This is a genomic window from Paenibacillus sp. fava2, from assembly GCF_058313675.1.
The window spans coordinates 981,726-1,002,965 of record NZ_CM177755.1; the positions used below are offsets into that span (position 1 = coordinate 981,726).

A 21,240-nucleotide genomic window follows, 5' to 3' on the forward strand; every position below is an offset into this window, starting at 1 on the left:
CTGCCAGAGGTGGAATAGAGGGAAAAATCCCTCTAAATGAGGCTGAAGGGGGCTGCCAGAGGCGGAATAAAGGGAAAAATCCCTCTATCTCCCCACTACATTCGCCCAATGCGGATAAATTGGCGGAGTGGAACAAAATACACCTAACTTTTAGGGAGAAGGAGCCGGAAAATGGCGATTTGGGTACAGGAAGACAAGGGAATCTTTCATCTGCAGAGCAAGGGTATGAGCTATATCATCGGCCTTTATAATAACTATCCGATGCACGTATACTGGGGCAAAAGGCTGCGTCATGACGGCAATTTGGACGGGCTGCCGCATCTGGGTGTGGGCACTGCGCTTGACCGGCTTCCGCAGGAATATCCGCAGTATGGCACTGGAGATTACCGGGTGCCGGCTTACCAGGTCAAGCTGGAAGACGGCACGCGGATCACAGAGCTGCAGTACACCGGATACCGGGTGCTGGCAGGCAAGCCGCAGCTTGCCGGACTTCCATCCGTGTATGTAGAGTCGCCGGAAGAAGCGGATACGCTGGAGATTATACTGCGTGACGATTATGCATCGCTGAATGTAATTCTGCGCTATACCGTATACCGCGACACGGATGTTATTGCCCGCTCGGTGGAGCTGGTCAATGACGGGCAGGCTCCGCTGGATCTGCTGCGCGCGCTGAGTGCTTCCGTCGATTTTCCGGAAGACGACCAGTTCGATCTGATCTATCTGTCCGGCGGCTGGTCGCGGGAAGGGAATCTCACCCGCAGACGGCTGGAGCAGGGCACAACGGCACTGCAGTCCCGCCGCGGCATGAGCAGCCATCAGCACAATCCGTTTGCCGCGCTGGCTAAGCCGGGAACGGACGAGCACCAGGGAGAAGTATATGGATTCTCCCTGGTATACAGCGGCGGCTTCGCTATTGAAGCCGAAGTGGATGCATTCAGCCATACCCGGCTGGGTATCGGGCTGAACCCGTTTGATTTCTCCTGGCGGCTAGCCCCGGGAGAAAGCTTCAAGACACCGGAAGCGGTAATGGTCTATTCAGCTGAGGGCCTCGGTGGCATGTCGCGGACTTATCACCGCCTCTATCGCACACGTCTGGTAAGAGGAACCTTCCGTGATAAAGAGCGTCCGATTCTTGTGAATAACTGGGAAGCGACCTACTTTAACTTCAATGCCGACAAGCTGGTGGATATTGCTGCCGAAGGTTCAAAGCTGGGTATCGAGCTGTTCGTGCTTGATGACGGCTGGTTCGGTAAACGTGATGCTGACAACTCCTCACTCGGCGACTGGACCGAGGATCTGCGCAAGCTGCCAGGGGGACTGGCAGATGTGGCAAAGCGGGTCAATGACTTGGGGATGCAATTCGGTCTCTGGGTCGAGCCGGAGATGATCTCGCCGGACAGCGACCTGTACCGCGCACATCCGGACTGGTGCCTGCATGTACCCGGACGCCGACGGACGGAAGCGCGCTGGCAGCTGGTGCTTGATCTGACGCGTGCTGAAGTGCGGGATTATGTGTATAATGCGCTGAGTAAAATTTTCTCCAGCGTGCCGATCGCCTATGTGAAATGGGATATGAACCGTAACCTGACGGAGATTGGCTCGGCTGAGCTGCCAGTTGAGCGTCAGGCTGAAACTGCCCACCGTTATGTACTGGGGCTGTATGAGCTGATCGACCGCCTGACGGGTGATTTCCCGCATATTCTGTTCGAAAGCTGCTCCAGCGGGGGGGGCCGGTTCGATCCGGGTATGCTCTACTACATGCCGCAGACCTGGACCAGCGATGACACCGACGCGGCAGAGCGTCTGAAGATTCAGTACGGCACCAGCCTGGTGTATCCGATAAGCGCGATGGGTGCGCATGTCTCGGCAGTGCCAAACCATCAGGTCGGCCGGGTTACACCACTGTCGTTCCGCGGGGATGTGGCTATGTCCGGTAACTTCGGCTATGAGCTCGATCTGACTAAGTTCACCGACGAGGAGAAGGAACTGGTGAAGCAGCAGGTTGCGAATTACAAGGAAATCCGCAGTCTAGTACAACAAGGTAACCTGTACCGCCTGCAGAGCCCGTTCGAGGGGAATGAAACGGCGTGGATGTTCGTCTCGGACGATCAGCGCGAGGCGCTGGTCTATTACTTCCGCGTAATGGCTGTGCCATATCCGGCACGCCGGACGCTGAAGGTCCGCGGCTTGAACCCGGACCTCGACTATACGGTGCTGGATAGCGGTGAAGTCTTCGGCGGTGACCGGCTGATGCAGGCCGGGCTGGCGCTGCCGGACATCCAGCGTGACTATGTGAGCGGCTGCTTCCATTTGAAGGCGCAGAATTAATATAATTAAATAAACAACATGATTAATTAAATGAATAGCTTTGAGTAAGCCAGGGAAACCTGGCTTTTTTAAATTCACTTGGGAATAATAAAAAATGAGAGACTGAAAGGCCTCTGATTCCAGCGCGCGCGGGCGAAACGGCGGAATCAAAGGCAGAAATGCCTCTGATTCCAGCGCGCGCGGGCGAAACGACGGAATCAAAGGCAAAAATGCCTCTGATTCCAGCGCTCTCGGGCGAAACGCCGGAATCAAAGGCAAAAATGCCTCTGATTCCAGCGCGCGCGGGTGAAACGGCGAAATCAAAGGCAAAAGTGCCCTTGATTCAAGCCCGCGCGGTCGAAACGTCGGAATCAAAGGCAAAAATACCTCTGATTCCAGCGCCCCCGGGCGAAACGCCGGAATCAAAGGCAGAAATGCCTCTGATTCCGGTCCGTCCTTGATTGCAGCGCACGCAGTCCAGCACCCGCCGCTATATGCTCACGGCCTCACATTGAGCACCCGCCGCTATATGCTCACGGCCTCACATTGAGTGCCCGCCGCCATATGCTCACGGCTTTACATTCAGACCGCCAGGCGCTCATGACCTCACACTCAGCGGTAAAAGGGCAGTTTTACAAGTTATAATCCCACCATTTCCTGGTCTTTCCCCGTTCACATAACGTTGAATGTTCGTGTTTAGCGTTACTTTCATGTTAGTTTTAGTTTTTTTGTTGCCGAAAACAGTTTAACTATGTATAATAGCAATTAATCTCGATGTGATTGTACGATATTCTGGTTTTCAAAGGTGGTTTCATGGCAGAACTGGAAAACAGCGAGCAGAAGAAAAAGATGTGCCAGATTTACAATGAGATCTCCAAGGAATTGTTTGGTTTCGGGACGACCTTGCTCCGCGTATCTGTCGATCAGCGGGTCATTACCTTTCACGCCAAGCACCGCAGATCTCCACGGTCGACCGCCCTGGAAGGGGAAGCGCCGGAGCTTAAGCAGGAAGTGGACTTCCGGATGTCGCTGCTGTTCAAGAAGAGATTCAAAGAACGGCTTGAAGAAGAGATGGGCTTAACGATTGAGGTTCTGCTCAGAGATTACGACGCACCGACCCAGTGGGCTTTTACGAATATGATACTGGCCGGCGAATAACAGCTTCATCATCATATCTGCGGATTTTTGCTTTTGATCTATCTTAAGCGAAGACCGTCCTTCTATAACGGGTAGCTCTTGACTTTGTTTACACAAAGAAAAGTGTTCTTGTTCCTACAAGAATGCTTTTCTTTTTTTATTGAAAAAATAGACCATACAAACATTTCTGGGAGGTTATTTACTAATGAAAAAGATCATGACTACCGGCCTTGCCCTGGCCCTGACTTCAATGCTGGCGGCTTGCGGCGCAAACAATGCGGCAACGAACAACACAGGTACTGACAATGCGGCAACAGGAAACACAGCGTCCGGAGAGCCGACAGAACTGGTCATTTCCACGTGGGGCTTCTCGGAGGATTTCTTCAAGGAAGCGGTCTATGCACCTTTTGAGAAAGAGCATAATGTCAAAATCGTCGTAGAAATCGGCAACAACGCCGAGCGCCTGAACAAAATCCGTCAAGGCAGCTCAGATGTCGATGTGGTCTACCTGTCAGACTATTACGCGCAGCAGGCCATTAACGAAGGGCTGTTCGATACAATCGACAGCAGTAAAATTCCGAATCTCCAGAACATTTATGATATCGCAAAAGCACCGCTTGGTGCAGAATACGGTCCCGCGTACACGATCGGCCGTCTGGGCATTGCCTACAACCCGGCGCTGACCTCAGGTGAAGTAACCGCATGGAGTGATCTGTGGACCAAGTTTGATAAAAACCTGGCGATGCCGGCGATTACCGCTACAGCAGGCCCGATGATCGTTGATGCAGCATCCCTTGCGGCTGGCAATGCGGACTTCAACGAAGATACAGCGTTCACGAAGCTGAAAGAGCTGGACAGCAATGTTGTAAAATACTACAGCCAGACCTCCGAATATGTGAACATGTTCGGCCAGGAGGAAATCGCCGGCGGCCCGATCATGGAAATGTACTTCAAGGATCTGCAGGCGGCGGTGCCGGATGCCAAATTCGTGGCACCATCTGAAGGCGCGTATGCTGTAATGAACACCGTTAACGTAGTTAAAGGCAGTGACAATAAAGAGCTGGCTGAAGAATTCATCAACTGGCAGCTGAGTGAAGAGGTACAGGCGGCATCTGCAAAAGCAAAAGTGGATTCCCCGGTTAACATGAACGTCATGCTGACACCTGAAGAAGCGGTAGGCGTGACTTACGGTGCAGATGTTATCGGGCAGCTGCGCAAGCTGGACATGTCGTTTGTAAACCAGCACATCACTGAGTGGACCGACCGTTTCAACCGTGAGATCGGCGGCTAAGCATGATAGCACGTAAAAAGGTCATTCTGGATGTAGATACAGGAGTGGACGATGCGCTGGCGATTATGCTGGCTGTCACGAGCGGAGAACTCGATATTCTCGGGATCACCACCGTCAGCGGCAATGTCTCGCTGGATCAGGCGACTCTGAACACCTGCAAAATTCTGGAGCTGCTCGGCGTGTCCGGGCAGATTCCGGTCTTCCGCGGGGCTGATCAGCCGCTGGTCCGGGATAGCGTGTTCGAGCATCGTGTTCACGGCTCTGACGGGATTGGCGGCGCACTGGCCGGTATGGCGGTAACGAAGCAGGCAGAAGCAGAGCGGGCGGAGGATTTCATTATCCGCCAGGTGCTGGCGCAGCCGGGTGAGGTCACGCTGATTATGACTGCGCCGCTGACCAACCTGGCACGTGCACTGCACAAATGCCCGGAGCTTATACAGTACGCCGCTGAGGTCATTGTGATGGGCGGCGTGGTGCAGGGGTTCGGGAACGTTACGCCGACGGCGGAATACAACATGTACGTCGATCCGGAGGCGGCCAAGCTGGTGCTGGCGGCCGGGTTCCCCCGGCTGACGCTGGTCGGGCTGGATGTGACCCGCAAGGCGCTGCTAAGCGCAGACGATATTGCAAGGCTGCAGAATCCGGTCATCCGCGATTATGTGGAGAAGAGTACGGCGGATTACCGCGCGCGATATTGGGAACGGAACGGTGTGCAGGCCTGTGCGCTGCATGATCCACTGGCGGTGGGTGTGGCACTGAGCCATTCGTTTGTCAGTGTACACGATTATTATGTAGATGTAGAGACTAGAAGTGACCTTTGCGACGGCCAGACCGTCTGCGATTTCCAGAACCGGCTGGGACGGCCGGCGAATGCCGGTGTCTGCCTGGAGGTGGATGCGCCCGCGTTTCTGGAGTGCTTCATTAACAGCTTGAACAGCAATAGCTATAACAGCCTGAACCAATAGCAGAAGAAGGACGGGAGTCATTAGAATGAACAAAAAAGCACTGTACCTGCTGCTGCCGGGCCTGTTGTTCCTGGCGGCCTTCATGCTGGTCCCGATTACGCTGACCATTGCCTCCACTTTTGTGCAGGACGGGAAGCTGACGCTCGAAGGATATCTGCATTTTTTCCGGGACGGGTACTTTAACCGCATCCTGCTGACTACGCTCCGGGTGAGTGTGGTGACAACGCTGGTCTGCATGCTGCTCGGCTATCCGGCGGCTTATTATATCTCACGGGCAAGTGCCCGCAAGAAGAGTATTTTGCTGGCGCTGTCGATTTTTCCGCTGCTGACGAGTCCTGTTGTACGTTCTTTTAGCTGGATGATTATCCTCGGCAAAAAAGGGCTGATCAACTCCTTCCTGGTCAACACCGGACTGATCGACAAGCCGCTGGACATCCTCTACACGCCGGTGGCGATGATGATCGGTCTGGTGCATCTGTTCCTGCCGCTGATCATTATCACCCTGCTCGGGGTTATGGAGAATCTGGATCACGAGCTGGTGCGGGCGGCGCGCAGCCTGGGGGCTTCCCCGTTTGCCGCATTCCGCAAAATCACCTTCCCGCTGACGGTGCCGGGCCTGATTATCGGCGGCATTCTCGTCTTTGTCGGCAGCCTTACGGCGTATACAACGCCTGCGCTGCTCGGAGGTAAGGAACGGGTGGTCTCCACCTTCCTATACCAGAACGCTATGACGCTGAACGACTGGCAGGCAGCCTCGGTCATCGCGGTCATTATGATTGTCATTACATTTGTGGTGGTGGGGCTGATGAACGCCTGGGCCAACCGCCTGAATCCGAAGGGGTGAGAACATGAAGGAAGGTAACCGCGCGCTGTCGCTGTACACGCTGCTGGTCTTTATATTTTTGCTGGGTCCGCTCGTGATCATCTCGATTACATCCTTTGAGCCGGGCACGGTCCTGAAATTCCCCCCTGAGGGCTTTTCGCTGAAATGGTACCGGAATATTTTTGAGGTCAGCGCCTTTATGGACACCTTCAAAACCTCCATTATCATCTCGCTGCTCGGCAATCTGCTGGCGCTCCTGCTGGGTGTGCCTGCGGCCTATGCGCTGAGCCGTTACCGGTTCCGCGGGCGGGATACGCTGAATGCGATTTTCCTGTCGCCGGTGCTGATTCCCGGGATTGTGCTGGGCTTCACGCTGCTGCGCTACCTGATTGTCGTCTACGGGCTGCCGATTGTGGCCGGACTGCTGATTGGACATACGGTGATCATGCTGCCGTTTATTATCCGGGTTATAGCTTCAAGTCTGGAGAATTTTGATTTCGCGGTGGAAGAGGCAGCACAGAGCCTGGGGGCTTCGAGGCTGTACACGTTCTTCAAAATCGTACTGCCTAATATCCGTTCGGGGATTCTGGCGGCGATTCTGATCGCTTTTCTGGAATCGTTCAACAACGTGGATATTTCCGTCTTCATGACCGGTCCGGGGATCAGTACCCTGCCGATTCAAATGCTGACCTATGTGCAAAATTACTTCGATCCTACAATTGCCGCGATCTCCGTCATTCTGATGGTGCTGACGGCGGCGCTGATGTTCGTCATCGAGCGGCTGATGGGATTCGCATATTTCACCAAAAGATAGCCAATTAAAGGATAACGGAGGCATAACGCAATGTCACTTTTAAGTCTTGAGCAGGTATCGGTTGCTTATGACAACCGTCTGATACTGGAGGATTTCAATCTGTCGCTGGCCAAAGGGCAGCTGCTTTCACTGCTCGGCCCCAGCGGCTGCGGCAAAACAACCACCCTGCGCCTGATCGCCGGGTTTCTGAATGCGGAAGCGGGAGCTTTTATGTTCGGCGGGAAGGATTACACCAAGGTTCCGGTCGAAAAACGTAATTTTGGCTTCGTGTTTCAGAGCTATGCGCTGTTCCCGCATCTGTCGGTGTTTGATAATGTGGCGTTCGGCTTGCGGCTGCGCAAGCTGAAGGAAGCGGAAGTGAAGAAGCGGGTAACCCGGATGCTGGAGATTGTCAGTCTGGGCGGCTTTGAGAAAAGACTTCCGGCAGCCCTGTCCGGCGGACAGCGCCAGCGGGTGGCGATTGCCCGGGCGCTCGTCATTGAGCCGGATCTGCTGCTGTTCGACGAACCGCTGAGCAACCTTGACGCGAACCTGCGGGTGAATATGCGCGTGGAAATCCGCCGTATCCAGCAGGAGCTGGGGATCACGACCGTTTATGTCTCGCATGACCAGGAGGAATGCTTCTCGATCTCCGATCAGGTAGCGGTCATGAACAATGGCAAAATCGAGCAGCTCGACAAGCCGTCGGCCATCTTCAAATACCCGGCGAGCGAGTTCGTGGCCCGGTTTATCGGGTTCGGGAACTTTATCGCTTTTGACGGACGGAATGATATGGGTTCAGATATTGAACTTAGCAGAGGAGCGCTGAAATTCCTCGCGGCCAAACGGCCGGAGGGCCTCGGCAACAAAGGATTGCTCGGAGCGATCCGTCCTGATGATTTACAGCTGTTTGCAGCCAGCCCGGAGCCGGGCACAGCCAGTAATACACTTCCTGGAACGGTGCAGATCAGCACGTATCTTGGCCGCAGCTACCAATATCAGGTGGAGACAGAGCTGGGTGTGTTTACAGTGAATCAGGAGATGGAGCAGCCATTTGTGCAGGGACAGCAGGTTACGGTTTATTTTCCAAAAGAGAAGCTGGTGCTGGTGCAGTAGCGCTTCATAAGGAGCAAACATGATGATTACAGATCAACTTATAATGAACGCTAAAGTGTACAACAGTTACTATAAACGGTTCGAGACAGCGAATGTTGCGGTAAAAGACGGGCGTTTTCTCTATGTCGGCCAGCTTGGTGCGGATACGTTCGCAGCCAGAGAGACAATTGACGCCAAGGGTCAGTATCTGGTGCCCGGGCTGATTGATATTCACCTGCATATTGAGAGCACGATGATTACACCGGAGACGTTCTCCTACGGTATTCTGCAGCATGGGGTAACGACGATTGTTCCCGAGCCGCATGAGATGGCCAATGTGTTCGGCGTTGAAGGTGTGCATGAGATGATCCGGGCCAGCAAGGACTGTCTGGTGGATATGTTCTATGCGATTCCGAGCTCGGTGCCGGCGACTCCGCTGGAAACAACAGGCGGCTCGATTGAAATTGCCGATATTGACGAGCTGATGGCGACGGAGCAAATGATCTGCCTGGGCGAGGTGATGAATTTCGTCGATGTGATCCGTGATCCCGATTGCAAAAGCAACCTGATTCTCCAGCACGTACGCAGCAAGTATCCCGGTCTGGTTATCGAAGGGCATACGCCGAAGCTGCTTGACCTCGATCTGCATCAGCTGATCTTTGCGGGGATTGATTCGGATCATACCCATCAGAGCATCGAGGGTCTGACCGCGCGGATTGCCGCCGGGATGTTCATCGAGATCCAGGAGAAGTCGATGACCCCGGAAGTCATCGACTATCTGATCCAGCATCCGGTCAGCGAGCATTTTTGCTTCGTGACCGATGATGTGATGACCGACTCGCTGGCGGCGACCGGGCATCTGGATCATCTCGTCCGCAAGGCCATCGCCATGGGCATGGCGCCTGAGGCCGCTGTCTATGCGGCCACCTACACGCCGGCCAAGCGGATGAAGCTGGACGACCGCGGCGTGATTGCGCCGAACAAAACCGCCGACTACCTGCTGCTGTCTGACCTCAGCAGCTTCACGATTGAGGCGGTTTACAAGCGGGGCGCGCAGGTCTGGGACCGCAGCCGGCCGCAGGCCCAGCCTGCGCCTGCGCCGCGCTTCCCGGCGCATTTTTACCGGAGCGTGCAGCTTGCGCCGCTTAGCGCCGCGGACTTCGCGGCCGTGCCGTCGGAGCTGCCTGACGGCCGCTACGGCGCGCGCGTGATGACGGTTAACAACGTGTCCACGTTTACCGAGGAGAAGCATGTGGAGGCCGAAGTGAAGAACGGCCTGCTGCAATGGCAGGACACCGGCTGCGGCCTGATCGCCACCTTTGAGCGGTACGGCAAAACCGGCGGCCGCGCCTACGGCCTGATCGGCGGCGACACGATCAAGCGCGGTGCGATTGCGACAACGTATTCGCACGACAACCACAACCTGCTCGTCGTCGGCCATAGCGCCGAGGACATGGCGCTTGCCGCCAATACGGTCATTGCCGAGCAGGGTGGCTTCTGCGTCGTCTGTGACGGCGTAGTGCTGGCCCTGCTGGCGCTGCCGGTCGGCGGCATCCTGACCGAGGCGCCGCTCGCCGAGACGGCGGAGCGCGTGCTGGGCCTGCGCACAGCGATGGAGTCGCTGGGCTACAACCACTACAACCCGATCATGTCGATCAGCACGCATTCATTGCCGGTCAGCCCGGCGCTGAAGATTACGGACTTCGGGCTGATCGATGTCGTCGCGGGCAAGGTTGTGCCGCTGCTGTTCCCGCTGGGGGAAGCGTAGGAGGGCAGCTGCTGGCGTTCTGCTGTGTGAAGCGTGAGAGGCGCTGCTGCTCCGCCGGGTGAGGATTAAGGTGGCAGTTGCTGGCGTTCCCCTGGGTGAGTAGTGAGGAAGAGGTGCTTCCGCTCCGCTGCGTGAAACGTGAGGATAAGGCGCTGCCGTTGATTAGGGCGAAGCGATAAAGGAGGGGCATCCCAATCGGGATGCCCCCTTTTTGCAATACAGTAATTGCAGCGGAAACAGAGACTCCATGCCCGCGTGGCCGGTCTGTGCTGCTTAGTAGTAACTTGGCGTGATTTTTGTGAATAATGGATTAGCAATGGTGAGTGTTGGTGCTGGATTGCTGATGCTGAGCCGCCGAGCAAACTACGTGGAAGTTCGACACTTATTTATGGTCTAACTACCGAATATGAGGATGCTAAATGGAAAAACGCTACTTAATTCCACAGTTTCCGCGACAGAAGGGGATTACGGTCAAATATAGATGGCCTTTTTCCACCTAATGATCTCCAACGGCGGAAAAAGGCCGGATTAAGTGGCGAAAATCCACCTAGTTAGATGTAACTTAGAAATATAAGTTAACTGAAGAGCAGCGGAGAGGGATTGGGAATTGGTGAATGGAGAGCGCCAGCCCGGCAACTTCCCTCCCTGACCGATTGACTAACGTATGACCTGCCCCTATGATGATAAATAATATAAAACATCGCAGAGCGTATACCGTACAGCGCATGGAGGAGAGAGACAGCATGTCTATGGAAATTGAACTCAAATTCCTGCTGCCGGAATATCCGGAGCAGCTGATTGAGGGCGGAGAGCTCAAAGTAATCACACGGCACAGCATTGACCAGACGTATCTGGCGATTGAGGACGGGCAGGAGCTGCGGGTCCGCAAAATTACTGATCTGGATTCAGGAGAGGTTACGTTTACGCATACGTTCAAGGACGGCAAGGGCATCAGCCGCAAGGAGATTGAATATAACATCTCGGAAGGCCTGTATAACCAGATGATTGAGGCCGTTAAGGCTGTTCCCCTGGTCAAAACACGCACCACAGCCGTATGGAACGGCATCACCGTAGAGATCGACGTCTACACCCAGCTTCAGCTCACAGTAATTGAAGTGGAGTTCGACTCACTGGAGGAAGCGGAGAGCTTTAAGGCTCCGGAATGGTTCGGGCAGGATGTAAGCACAGAGAAAAGATACAGCAACAAAACCGTCTGGAAAGAGCTGCAGAAGAAGTAGAGGCGGCATCCGTATTTTTTTCAAAATATCAGAAAGTATAATTCAATGGACTTATACAGGTCTGAAATTTCTCGCAGAAACGGGTGTCGCCTTCCCTGAAGGACGACGAAGCCGTTTCTACTTGCAAAAGTTGACACAGAAGTAACGGACTTTAACGCTTAAACGTGTTAATATATAGGGTAGTTCTGTATAGAGTGATTAAAGAGGGGTTCAGGAGGATGAGACAGGTATGGAGTATATAAGCACAAGAGGAAAAGTTCAGGCTAGAGGCTTTATTGATACAGTTCTGATGGGACTGGCGGATGACGGCGGACTGATGGTGCCCATCCAGATTCCGGTTATTTCTGCGGATAAGCTGGAGGAATGGCGCAAGCTCAGCTTCCAGGAGCTGTTCCTGGAGATTTTTTCGTACTATACCAATGATGAGATTCCTTATAATGACCTCAAAGAAATGGTCTACACCAGCTACGGCAATTTCCGCGCGCCGGAAGTGACGCCTCTCCATAAAGTGAATGACTCCCTGTACGTGCTGGAGCTGTTCCACGGGCCGACGTTTGCGTTCAAGGATGTGGCGCTGCAGTTCATGGGTGAGCTGTATTCCTATATCGCCAAGGTGCGCGGTGAAATTATCCATATTCTCGGGGCGACCTCGGGGGATACCGGTGCGGCGGCCATTCAGGGCGTACGCGGCAAAGAAGGCATCAAAATCTGTATTCTGCATCCGCATAATAAAGTAAGCAAGGTGCAGGAGCTGCAGATGACCACCGTGGACGACAGCAACGTGCTGAATTTGTCTGTGGAAGGTAACTTTGACGACTGCCAGAAGGTGATCAAAGAGCTGTTCGCCGACCTGGACTTCAAAGGAAAATACCACCTGCGGGCGATCAACTCGATCAACTTTGTGCGTATTCTGGCCCAGACGGTTTATTACTTCTATGCTTACCTGCAGATTGAGAACAGCGGTGACAAGAAGATTAATATCAGCGTGCCTTCGGGCAACTTCGGCAACATTTTCTCAGGCTTCCTGGCCAAGAAGATGGGCCTGCCGGTCAACAAGCTGATCATCGCCACCAACGAAAACAACATTCTCGAACGTTTCGTACTGACCGGCGAATACAAACCAGGCGAATTTACGAGTACCTACAGCCCTTCGATGGATATTCAGGTGGCGAGTAATTTTGAGCGGTATTTGTATTATCTGCTGGATGAGGATGCAGCGAAGCTGTCTGAGTATATGGCAGGTCTAGCGGCAGACGGTAAAATTACAGTGGACGGCGAGCTGTTCACTCGGGTCCAGGCGGATTTCGCAGCGCTTGGCGCGAAGAATCAGCAGTGTCTGGACATCATCAGCAAATATAAGCAGGAGTACAGCTACCTGCTTGATCCGCACACGGCTTGCGGAATTGCCGCCTATGAGGCGTTCAGCGGACCGGATGAAACTACTATTACGTTCGCTACTGCACATCCTGCCAAATTCGACGAGGCCATTGCCCTCACCGGCATTAAGCAGGAATTCCCGCCGCAGATTTCCGCATTGTTCGATATGCCGCAGCATATGACAGTTGTGGAGCATGACAAGGCGGAGATTGTGCGCGAGCTGCAGGATTTTTTCGGCTAAAAGACTGAGGTATACGGAAGGTCCGTTCTCTTTATAGAGAGCGGGCTTTTTTTGCGGTCCGGGATCACCGCAGGCTCTGCTGAACAGCATTGGGAAATGGTGGGTATTCTGCTGACAGCCGCTTTTTGGAAGGCATTTACCGGGCGGAATGCGGCAGTTTTTCAGGTGCATTTTTTCACATAAGAAATCTAGCGGAAATTGTCGGAAATTACCCTTCAAAAAGTGGACATCCCTGACATGGAATGAGAAAATAGCAGTTATAGATTAATAAGACAAAAGGACGGGATCACTCATGACAATTCGTTTCGGGGTCGTTGGCACCAACTGGATTACAGACCGTTTCATTCAGGCTGGACTGGAAAATGAGGATTTTATTCTAACTGCGGTATATTCCCGTACAGAGGAAAAAGGCCGGGCTTTTGCCGCCAAATACGCGGGAGCCGCTATCTATACGAATCTGGAAGATATGGTGTCCAGCCCGGAAGTGGACGCTGTGTACATAGCCAGTCCTAACTCCATGCACGCCGAGCAGGCGATCATCTGCATGAATTACGGCAAGCATGTTCTATGTGAAAAGCCGGCCGCTTCCAACAGCAAAGAGCTGAAGCTTATGATTGAAGCTGCCCGTGCGAATAATGTGCTGCTGATGGAAGCGATGAAGTCGACGATGATGCCTAACTTCACCGTAATTAAAGACAATCTCTATAAGCTTGGTACAGTGCGGCGTTATTTCGCGAGCTATTGTCAATACTCATCCAGATACGATGCATATCTCCAGGGGACTGTACTGAATGCGTTCAACCCGGAATATTCCAACGGCTCGCTGATGGATCTGGGCATTTACTGTCTGTATCCGATGGTGACGCTGTTCGGTAAGCCGGATGGGGTTAAGGCGACAGGCTACATGCTGTCCTCCGGGGTGGACGGGGAAGGCAGCATGGTCATGAGCTACCCTGATATGGATGCCATTGTTATGCACTCCAAAATTACCGACTCCTATCTGCCCGCTGAGATTCAGGGGGAGAACGGAACGATGGTCATCGATAAAATCAACCAGCCTTATCAGGTTAAAATCCATTACCGTGACGGGACGGTTGAGGAGCTTACAGTCCCTCAGGTGTTCGAGGCGATGTATTATGAGGCGCATGAATTCACCCAGCTGCTGAAAAACGGCCAGCGCGAGAGCAGCATCAACAGCCATGAAACTTCGCTGGCGGTAGCGGAAGTTATGGAGGAAGCCAGACAGCAGATCGGCCTGCGTTATGCATCGGATTTATAGTGAAATGGGGAGCAGCACTTGAAGACATTTAAAAAGGTATACATCGAGATTACAAGCGTCTGCAACCTGGCCTGCAGCTTTTGCCCGCCGACGGAGCGGACGAAAAACTTTATGAAGCTGGACACTTTCAACAAAATCCTGGATGAGATCAAGCCGCACAGCAATCATATCTATCTTCATGTTAAGGGAGAGCCGCTGCTGCATCCGAAGATCGGCGAGCTGCTGGATGCTGCACATGCCAAAGGCTTCAAGGTTAATATTACGACTAACGGAACGCTGATCCATAAGGCTGGCCCGAAGATTATCGGCAAGCCGGCGCTGCGCCAGATGAACTTCTCCCTGCACAGCTTCGACGGGCATGAGGGCTCCGAGAACCGCGAGGGCTATCTGCGGGAGATTATTTCGTTTGTCCGTGAAGCCTCGGCCCAAGGTGTCATTATCTCCTTCCGGCTGTGGAATCTGACGGAGGATAACCAGACGAATGTGACGCGGATGCGCAACCGCGAGACATTAGCGGTGCTGGAGGAGGCCTTCAATCTGGATTACCGGATTGAAGAGAAGGTGGTTCCCGGCAGCGGCGTCAAGATCGCGCCGCGCGTCTATCTGAATCAGGACCACGAGTTCAGATGGCCGGCCCTGCATGAGCCGGAGGATGACGGCAAAGGCTTTTGCCATGCGCTGCGCAGCCAGGCAGCGGTGCTGGTCGACGGCACGGTGGTCCCGTGCTGTCTGGACGGCGAGGGTGTCATCAACCTCGGCAATCTGCATGAGCAGCCGTTCTCCGAGATTATCGAGGGCGAGCGGGCGAATAATCTGTTCTACGGCTTCTCCCGCAGGGAAGCGGTAGAGGAGCTGTGCCGCAAGTGCGGGTACCGCCAGCGGTTCGGGACCTGATAAGAAGTCTGTCTGTAACAAAACCTCTCTTTTAGCGAAATGGAGTATGACTATCCATTCTGCTGAAGAGAGGTTTTTTTAGTTGTGCTGCGCACCGGAATCCTGATCTTCAGTGTCAGCCTTTGATGATCAGATCAGCCTGGATCAGGATTTTTTCATAGCTGGTGCCGGGATTGAGGATTCTCCACAGCATCTGGTCTACCGCCCGCGTGCCAAGCTGTCCCTTATCGACATCAACAGTAGCCAGCAGAGGCAGTGAAGGATAGGTGTTATCGAAGCCGGTGAAGGCCAGATTGGCGGGAACAGGCAGGCCCATGTATTCCAGGGTTTCAAGCGCGAACAGCGCATAGGTGTCATTGGCGCATATAAAAATGTCAGGCAGGCCGTGCTCGGTGACTGCGGCGGCAAAGGTCTCCCTGAACTGATCGATCTCAGGCCCGATCAGGGAAGGGATCTGGCTGAGTCCGAGCCCTTTATCCTCTAGCGCCGCGCGGAAGACAAGAAAGCGTTCGTAGAAGCTTTCAGCATCGCGGATGTTGCCGATGAACTGGAAATTTGTATATCCTTTCCCGATGGCCAGGCTCATCAGTTCCTTCATGACAGTCATGTTATCGGTAAAGATGGAATCACTCCTGAAGCCGGGGTCAGCGTGATCCACCATCATCACCGGAATCCCAAGGCTTCTGATCTCCAGCAGAATAGGGGTGGAAATCGAGCCGACCGTAATGACGCCCATTATGGCTTCGGGATGCAGAAGGGAGAACAGGGAGTCTCCTTTGGGTTCGGTTAAGGTCACTACGTTAATGCCCCGCTGGTCCAGCCGGGAGGAGATACCGTTAAACACGGGGCCCCAGTATAAGGATTCCGGATTCTGGTAGCGGACGTTAGGAAACAGAATCACAATGGTCCCGGACCATTTGCGCATATCCAGATCAACCGGTCCGCCCGGGGCTTTTGCCGGCAGAGAGTCCTTGAAATAGCCAAGCTGGCCGGCGGCTTTGAGTATCGTATCCCGGGTTTGGGAGCTGACTCCGGGTTTGTTCGATAAGGCACGTGAAACTGCAAATTTGGATAGTCCTGTGAAATCCGCTATAGATTGAATCGTTACTTTGCGTCGCATAAAATCATCCTACTCTAGTCAGATTGGTCAACTTATCAAAAGGGAGCTGTAATAACAATTCTACATGAAGAAGGCTGGACTCACACATCTTTTTTTGGGGATGGAAAATAAAAATAAGTAGATTCAGATGAATGCGATTGAGAGCTGTTTGGTGATTTTTGTTTTGTTTGATGTTATTTATGTTATTGTTTAATTAATAAAAAGAAGTTAAATCATTCATTAAATTAGGTATTGATACATAAATTAGAAAATGAAAGCGTGTTAATTCTAAAAAACCGTCAAAATAGGATTGACCGTTTGCCTAACGGGTGGTAATATTTGTTATGCAAAATAAAAACAAAAATAATAACAAATAAAAAGGTGGTATGCCGAAAAGAACGGGTTTTCTGCAAAGTTGTTATTTTTTTATACACGTCTGTAAGCGCTTTATTTAAATTACGGGAGGTTATACGAATGAAAAGAGTAAAGGGGTATTCCGTTTTATTGCTGTGCCTGGTCTTCCTGCTTACAGCCTGCAGCGGCGGGAATAATGCGGCGAACAGTCCGAAAAATAATCCGACTGCAGAGCCGGCGGCAACAGAGGCGGTTGCAGAAGCGACGCCAGAGCCTACGGCAGCACCAGTGGATATGGGCGGGCGCGTCATTAAGGTAGCTGCCTGGTGGGATCTCAAGCCGGCGGGAAACTCCGCTTCCGAGAAGGAGCGGCTGGCCAAAATTGCTGAAGTGGAGAAAAAATACAACTGCAAATTTGAATTCGTAAATGTGCCTTTTGAAGAGTTTATGCCGAAGTTCACAGCTACTGCGCTTACAGGAGAGCCCTTTGCCGACATCGTGATTATGGAGTACAACTCGGCATGGCCGGCCATTCTCAAGGGGCAGCTGATGAAGGTCAGCGAGTTCACCACTGCGGAATCCAATATTAACAACGAAGCGACACTGCTGGTCAAAGCCCCGCAGATCGCTAATGAATATTACGCTTTCGCGGAACCGGGTACAGGCGGCGCGGGCCTGCACTACAACCGCGACTTGTTCAAGAAGCTGGGCCTGCCTGATCTGCAGGAGGTATATGCGAGCGGCCAATGGAACTGGGATAAGTTCATTGAAATCGCCAAGCAGGCCACCAAGGATACCGATAACGACGGCAAAATCGATACGTACGGGTTCTCGGGCTGGGCTATCGACATCCTCCGCAATTTCTCTGCAGCCAACGGAGGCAAAATTGTTGACGAAGCTACAGGCACCCAAGGCCTGACTGATCCTAAAGTGATTGAAACCGCTGAATTCATCAACCGGCTCTACAATGTCGAGAATGTCATGAAGGTCAAGGGCACTGACAAAATCGGCTATGACGAGTTCAACACCTTCAAAGACGGCGATGTGGCGATGTTCCCGGCTCCGGTGTGGAACCTGGGCGATCTGACCTTTGATTTCGGTGTCGTACCGTTCCCTAACGGTCCGTCGGGATCGCCGGAGATGACGTATGCGGATAACGGAAAAAATGCCTTCTTTATTCCTAAAGGTGTAAAAGATCCGGCGGCCGCTTACCAGGCGTTCGAGGAAACGTATGACATTACCCAGACCGGCGATTTCCCGAGCCAGGAATGGCTGGAAAGCATTTATGCCCATGAAGAGGATGTAGCCATGCTGCATGACCATATCAACAACACAGGCCAGATTCTGCTGGAAACCGCTTATCCTGATTTCCCGACCTACGGCTTCATGAAGGATATCATCGTTGATAACCAGTCGGTTACTGCGACTGCTGAGAAGTATAAACCGGAAGCTGAAGCTTCCATTGCCAAGCTGGGCAAGTAACAGGAGCGGCCTGGGCCGCTTTTGCGGCGGGGGAGCCTGCGGGCTCCCCCTGCTGCATACAGGTAAGATTTCACCACAGCAGGCCAGTCTTCCCGTACAAGGGAACTGCTGCTTCTGCTGTAAGGAGGACTTCTGGTGACCGGTAAAACTAGCCGTTTTCAACTGGCCAAGAATATAACGCTTGCCGCTTTAGCCTTGTTCCTTATGCTTCCGGCAGGCTTGAACGTACAGGCAGATGCAAGTGATCAGGCAGTACCGGCAACAAAGAATGCGCAGACAGCAGCGCAAGCCGGGGAGACTCCGGATGATGCAGCCGCTGCAGAAGGAACAGCAGCCTTTAACCAGGATAAGTACGCAGCTTACCTGGCCGGGCATAAGGATGCTGCCAGACCGGAGCAGGAAATCATTATTGAGGCTGCGGATTACAGTCTGGCTGAGGGCAGCGGGATCAGCAGGCTGTCTGATTACGAAGGGATGTCCGGAGAATCCCTGTTCACCGGTGAGTCGGGCAAGGTGGAATGGACGGTCAGCGTCGCTGAAGCCGGTCTCTACAATCTGTCCATGCTGTATTATCCGGTTGCAGGCAAAAGCTCGGCCATTGAACGTGCCTTGTACATTGATGGAGAGCTCCCGTTTCGTGAAGCTGCTTTTCTGCAGTTTGACCGCATCTGGGTGAATCAGCTGGATCAGCTGGAAGCGGATAATCAGGGAAATGACCTGAGACCCAGACAGCTTGAGCAGCCGCGCTGGAGCGAGAAGCCGTTTCAGGACTCTGACGGGTATGAGAATGAGCCCTTTTTATTTTATTTTTCCAAAGGTATGCATACGCTGGCACTGGAGTCTTCCAGAGAGCCGGTTATCATCAGGCAGCTGAAGCTGTACAAGCAGCCTGAGCCGCTGTCCTATGAGGAGCTGAAAAAGCAGCTGGATGCCGCCGGTGCGAAGCCTTCGGATAATCAGCTGCTCGTCATAGAGGGAGAAGCGGCAGCAGCCAAATCATCCCCGACGCTGTACCCGCTCAGTGAGCGCTCGAGCTCTGCGGTTTACCCGTACAGCTCCTCCAAGATCAGAATCAACACCATTGGCGGATTTAACTGGCGGATACCCGGCCAGTGGATCGAATGGGAAATCGAGGTTCCTGAGACCGGGCTATACAAGATAGCCTTTAAAACGCAGCAAAACTTTGTGAGGGGGATTTACTCCACACGCAGGCTGACCATTGATGGCACGGTGCCGTTTGCGGAAATGGCCATGGTCCCTTTCCGCTATAAAAGCGGCTACCGGATTGATGTGATGGGCGGAGATGAACCCTATCTGTACAATCTCGAAAAAGGAAAGCATGTGGTGAGGCTTGAGGCCAGTCTGGGTGAGTTCGCTCCGCTGATCCGCGAGGTTGAGGAAAGTCTGTACAACCTCAATTCGATGTACCGCAAAATTTTGATGATTACCGGCACGAAGCCGGATGAATACCGCGATTACCAGCTGGATAAAAAGGTGCCGGATATGCTGGAGGTATTCGGGACCGAGCATGACCGGCTGAGAGGCGTCGCCAAACAGTTAGCCCGGCTGTCGGGACAGTCCAGTGACCAGGAAGCGCTGCTTAAGACGATGGCGCAGCAGCTCAGCGAGCTGATGGAGGACCCGGATACCATCCCGAGAAGACTTACCGCCTACAAGACGAATACCGGGGGCCTTGGCACATGGGTTCAGAAGGCCAGAGAGCAGCCGCTGGAAATTGATGCGCTGTATGTCGCTTCTCCGGATATGAAGCTTCCGAAGAAAGGGATGGGCATCGGTTCAAAGATCAAGCATGAGGCAGCAACGTTCTTTGCCTCCTTCTTCACTGATTACAACCAGATCGGGAATGTATCCGATGAGGATGACCAAAAATCAGTTACGGTCTGGATCGGCAGCGGACGCGATCAGGCGAATACGATGAAGGCGATGATCGATGAGACCTTTACCTCAGAAACCGGCATCAACGTGAATCTGAAGCTGGTGAACATGTCCACGCTGCTGCCTGCCACGCTGGCCGGGCAAGGGCCGGATGTGGCGATGCAGATCGGTACCGATCTTCCTGTTAACTTTGCCATGCGCAATGCGGCGGCGGATCTGACGCAGTTCGCAGACTACAGCGAAGTGGAGGACCGTTTCCGCGACAGTGCGATGGTGCCGTTCCGGTATGACGGCGGTGCCTACGCCCTGCCTGAAACGCAGACCTTCAACATGCTGTTCTACCGCAAGGATATTCTGGAGGAGCTTCATCTTGAGGTGCCCCAGACCTGGGAGGATGTATCTACACTGCTGGCTGTGCTCAGCAAGAACCACATGCAGTTCGGTCTGCCGGTTGTGATCCAGTCTGCCGTTCAAGGGCAGAATATTCCGCCTAATTCGATGTATGCGGCGCTGCTGTTCCAGAACGGCGGACAATTCTACCGTAACGGCGGAGAGGAATCGGATCTGGATTCCCGGACAGGCATTGAAACGTTCAAGCAGTGGACGGAATTCTATACTGATTACAAGCTCGAAAAGGAGTATGACTTCGCAAACCGGTTCCGCACCGGAGAAATGCCTTTTGGCATAGCGGATTACACGGTCTACAACCAGTTGTCCGTCTTCGCTCCGGAGATCCGGGGCATGTGGGGCTTCGTACCGATACCGGGAACCGTGAAGCCGGACGGCACGATTGACCGCACAGTTTCAAGCGGCGGGAGCGGTGTCATTATGATGGAGAAGGCCAAAGACAAGGATGCTTCCTGGCAGTTCATGAAATGGTGGACGAGTGAGGAGACACAAACCGTGTTCGGGCGCGAGATGGAGGGCCTGATGGGAGCCGCCGCACGTTATCCGACCGCCAACATCAAGGCGCTGGACAGTCTGCCCTGGCCGGTTGCCGATTACGATAATCTGAAAGCCCAGTTCGAATGGGCTGAGGGTGTGCCTGAGGTGCCGGGCGGATATTTTACGGGCAGGCATTTATTTAATGCCTTCTACAAGACCGTAGTCGGCAATGTGGAAGCACGGGAATCCATCATGGACTACGTTCAATATATCCAGGATGAGATCAGCACCAAGCGCAAAGAGTTTGGTCTATAGC

General features: G+C 53.3%; 15 protein-coding genes. 14 read left to right on the top strand and 1 reads right to left on the bottom strand.

The features are described from left to right. Window positions 1-171: 171 nt before the first annotated feature. From AC4G46_RS04320 to AC4G46_RS04375, 12 genes are all read left to right on the top strand, one after another. Complete coding sequence (locus tag AC4G46_RS04320; RefSeq protein WP_491126838.1) at window positions 172-2,328, top strand: alpha-galactosidase; 2,157 nt, start codon at window positions 172-174, stop codon at window positions 2,326-2,328. 792 nt (window positions 2,329-3,120) lie between these two features. Beyond that, a complete protein-coding gene (locus AC4G46_RS04325; RefSeq protein WP_042172970.1) occupies window positions 3,121-3,465 on the top strand; it encodes a hypothetical protein in 345 nt (114 codons plus the stop codon). A 184-nt stretch (window positions 3,466-3,649) separates the two neighbouring features. Further along, window positions 3,650-4,735 carry an ABC transporter substrate-binding protein gene (locus AC4G46_RS04330; RefSeq protein WP_491126839.1) on the top strand — a complete coding sequence of 362 codons (1,086 nt, stop codon included), beginning with the start codon at window positions 3,650-3,652 and terminating at the stop codon, window positions 4,733-4,735. 2 nt (window positions 4,736-4,737) lie between these two features. Then, a complete protein-coding gene (locus AC4G46_RS04335; RefSeq protein WP_491126840.1) occupies window positions 4,738-5,700 on the top strand; it encodes a nucleoside hydrolase in 963 nt (320 codons plus the stop codon). A gap of 25 nt (window positions 5,701-5,725) precedes the next feature. Beyond that, the gene (locus AC4G46_RS04340; protein WP_491126841.1) at window positions 5,726-6,544 is read left to right on the top strand and encodes an ABC transporter permease; all 819 of its coding nucleotides are present in this window, start codon (window positions 5,726-5,728) and stop codon (window positions 6,542-6,544) included. 4 nt (window positions 6,545-6,548) lie between these two features. Beyond that, on the top strand, window positions 6,549-7,337 hold the full coding sequence (locus AC4G46_RS04345) for an ABC transporter permease (RefSeq protein ID WP_090718803.1): 789 nt from the start codon (window positions 6,549-6,551) through the stop codon (window positions 7,335-7,337). Between the two features lie 30 nt (window positions 7,338-7,367). Further along, window positions 7,368-8,432, top strand: coding sequence for an ABC transporter ATP-binding protein (locus AC4G46_RS04350; protein ID WP_491126842.1), 1,065 nt, complete (start codon window positions 7,368-7,370; stop codon window positions 8,430-8,432). A gap of 22 nt (window positions 8,433-8,454) precedes the next feature. Then, window positions 8,455-10,179: an adenine deaminase gene (locus AC4G46_RS04355; RefSeq protein ID WP_491128785.1), complete on the top strand. Its 1,725-nt coding sequence runs from the start codon at window positions 8,455-8,457 to the stop codon at window positions 10,177-10,179. Between the two features lie 743 nt (window positions 10,180-10,922). Further along, complete coding sequence (locus AC4G46_RS04360) at window positions 10,923-11,417, top strand: CYTH domain-containing protein (RefSeq protein ID WP_491126843.1); 495 nt, start codon at window positions 10,923-10,925, stop codon at window positions 11,415-11,417. Window positions 11,418-11,646: 229 nt separating this feature from the next. Further along, window positions 11,647-13,035: a threonine synthase gene (thrC, locus tag AC4G46_RS04365; RefSeq protein WP_491126844.1), complete on the top strand. Its 1,389-nt coding sequence runs from the start codon at window positions 11,647-11,649 to the stop codon at window positions 13,033-13,035. Between the two features lie 292 nt (window positions 13,036-13,327). Further along, the gene (locus tag AC4G46_RS04370; RefSeq protein ID WP_491126845.1) at window positions 13,328-14,314 is read left to right on the top strand and encodes a Gfo/Idh/MocA family protein; all 987 of its coding nucleotides are present in this window, start codon (window positions 13,328-13,330) and stop codon (window positions 14,312-14,314) included. A gap of 18 nt (window positions 14,315-14,332) precedes the next feature. Beyond that, window positions 14,333-15,208, top strand: a complete 876-nt coding sequence (locus AC4G46_RS04375; protein ID WP_090716093.1) for a radical SAM/SPASM domain-containing protein — start codon at window positions 14,333-14,335, stop codon at window positions 15,206-15,208. A gap of 115 nt (window positions 15,209-15,323) precedes the next feature. Here the strand turns inward: AC4G46_RS04375 and AC4G46_RS04380 are convergent, their stop codons facing one another. After that, window positions 15,324-16,328 (bottom strand): LacI family DNA-binding transcriptional regulator, encoded by a 1,005-nt coding sequence (locus AC4G46_RS04380; RefSeq protein ID WP_491126846.1) that lies wholly within the window; start codon window positions 16,326-16,328, stop codon window positions 15,324-15,326. 453 nt (window positions 16,329-16,781) lie between these two features. On the opposite strand from AC4G46_RS04380, the gene AC4G46_RS04385 reads away from it, so the two are divergent. Both AC4G46_RS04385 and AC4G46_RS04390 read left to right on the top strand, forming a co-directional pair. Beyond that, window positions 16,782-18,143 carry an ABC transporter substrate-binding protein gene (locus AC4G46_RS04385; protein ID WP_491126847.1) on the top strand — a complete coding sequence of 454 codons (1,362 nt, stop codon included), beginning with the start codon at window positions 16,782-16,784 and terminating at the stop codon, window positions 18,141-18,143. A gap of 204 nt (window positions 18,144-18,347) precedes the next feature. Further along, window positions 18,348-21,239 carry an extracellular solute-binding protein gene (locus AC4G46_RS04390; protein WP_491128786.1) on the top strand — a complete coding sequence of 964 codons (2,892 nt, stop codon included), beginning with the start codon at window positions 18,348-18,350 and terminating at the stop codon, window positions 21,237-21,239. Window position 21,240: the final 1 nt, after the last annotated feature.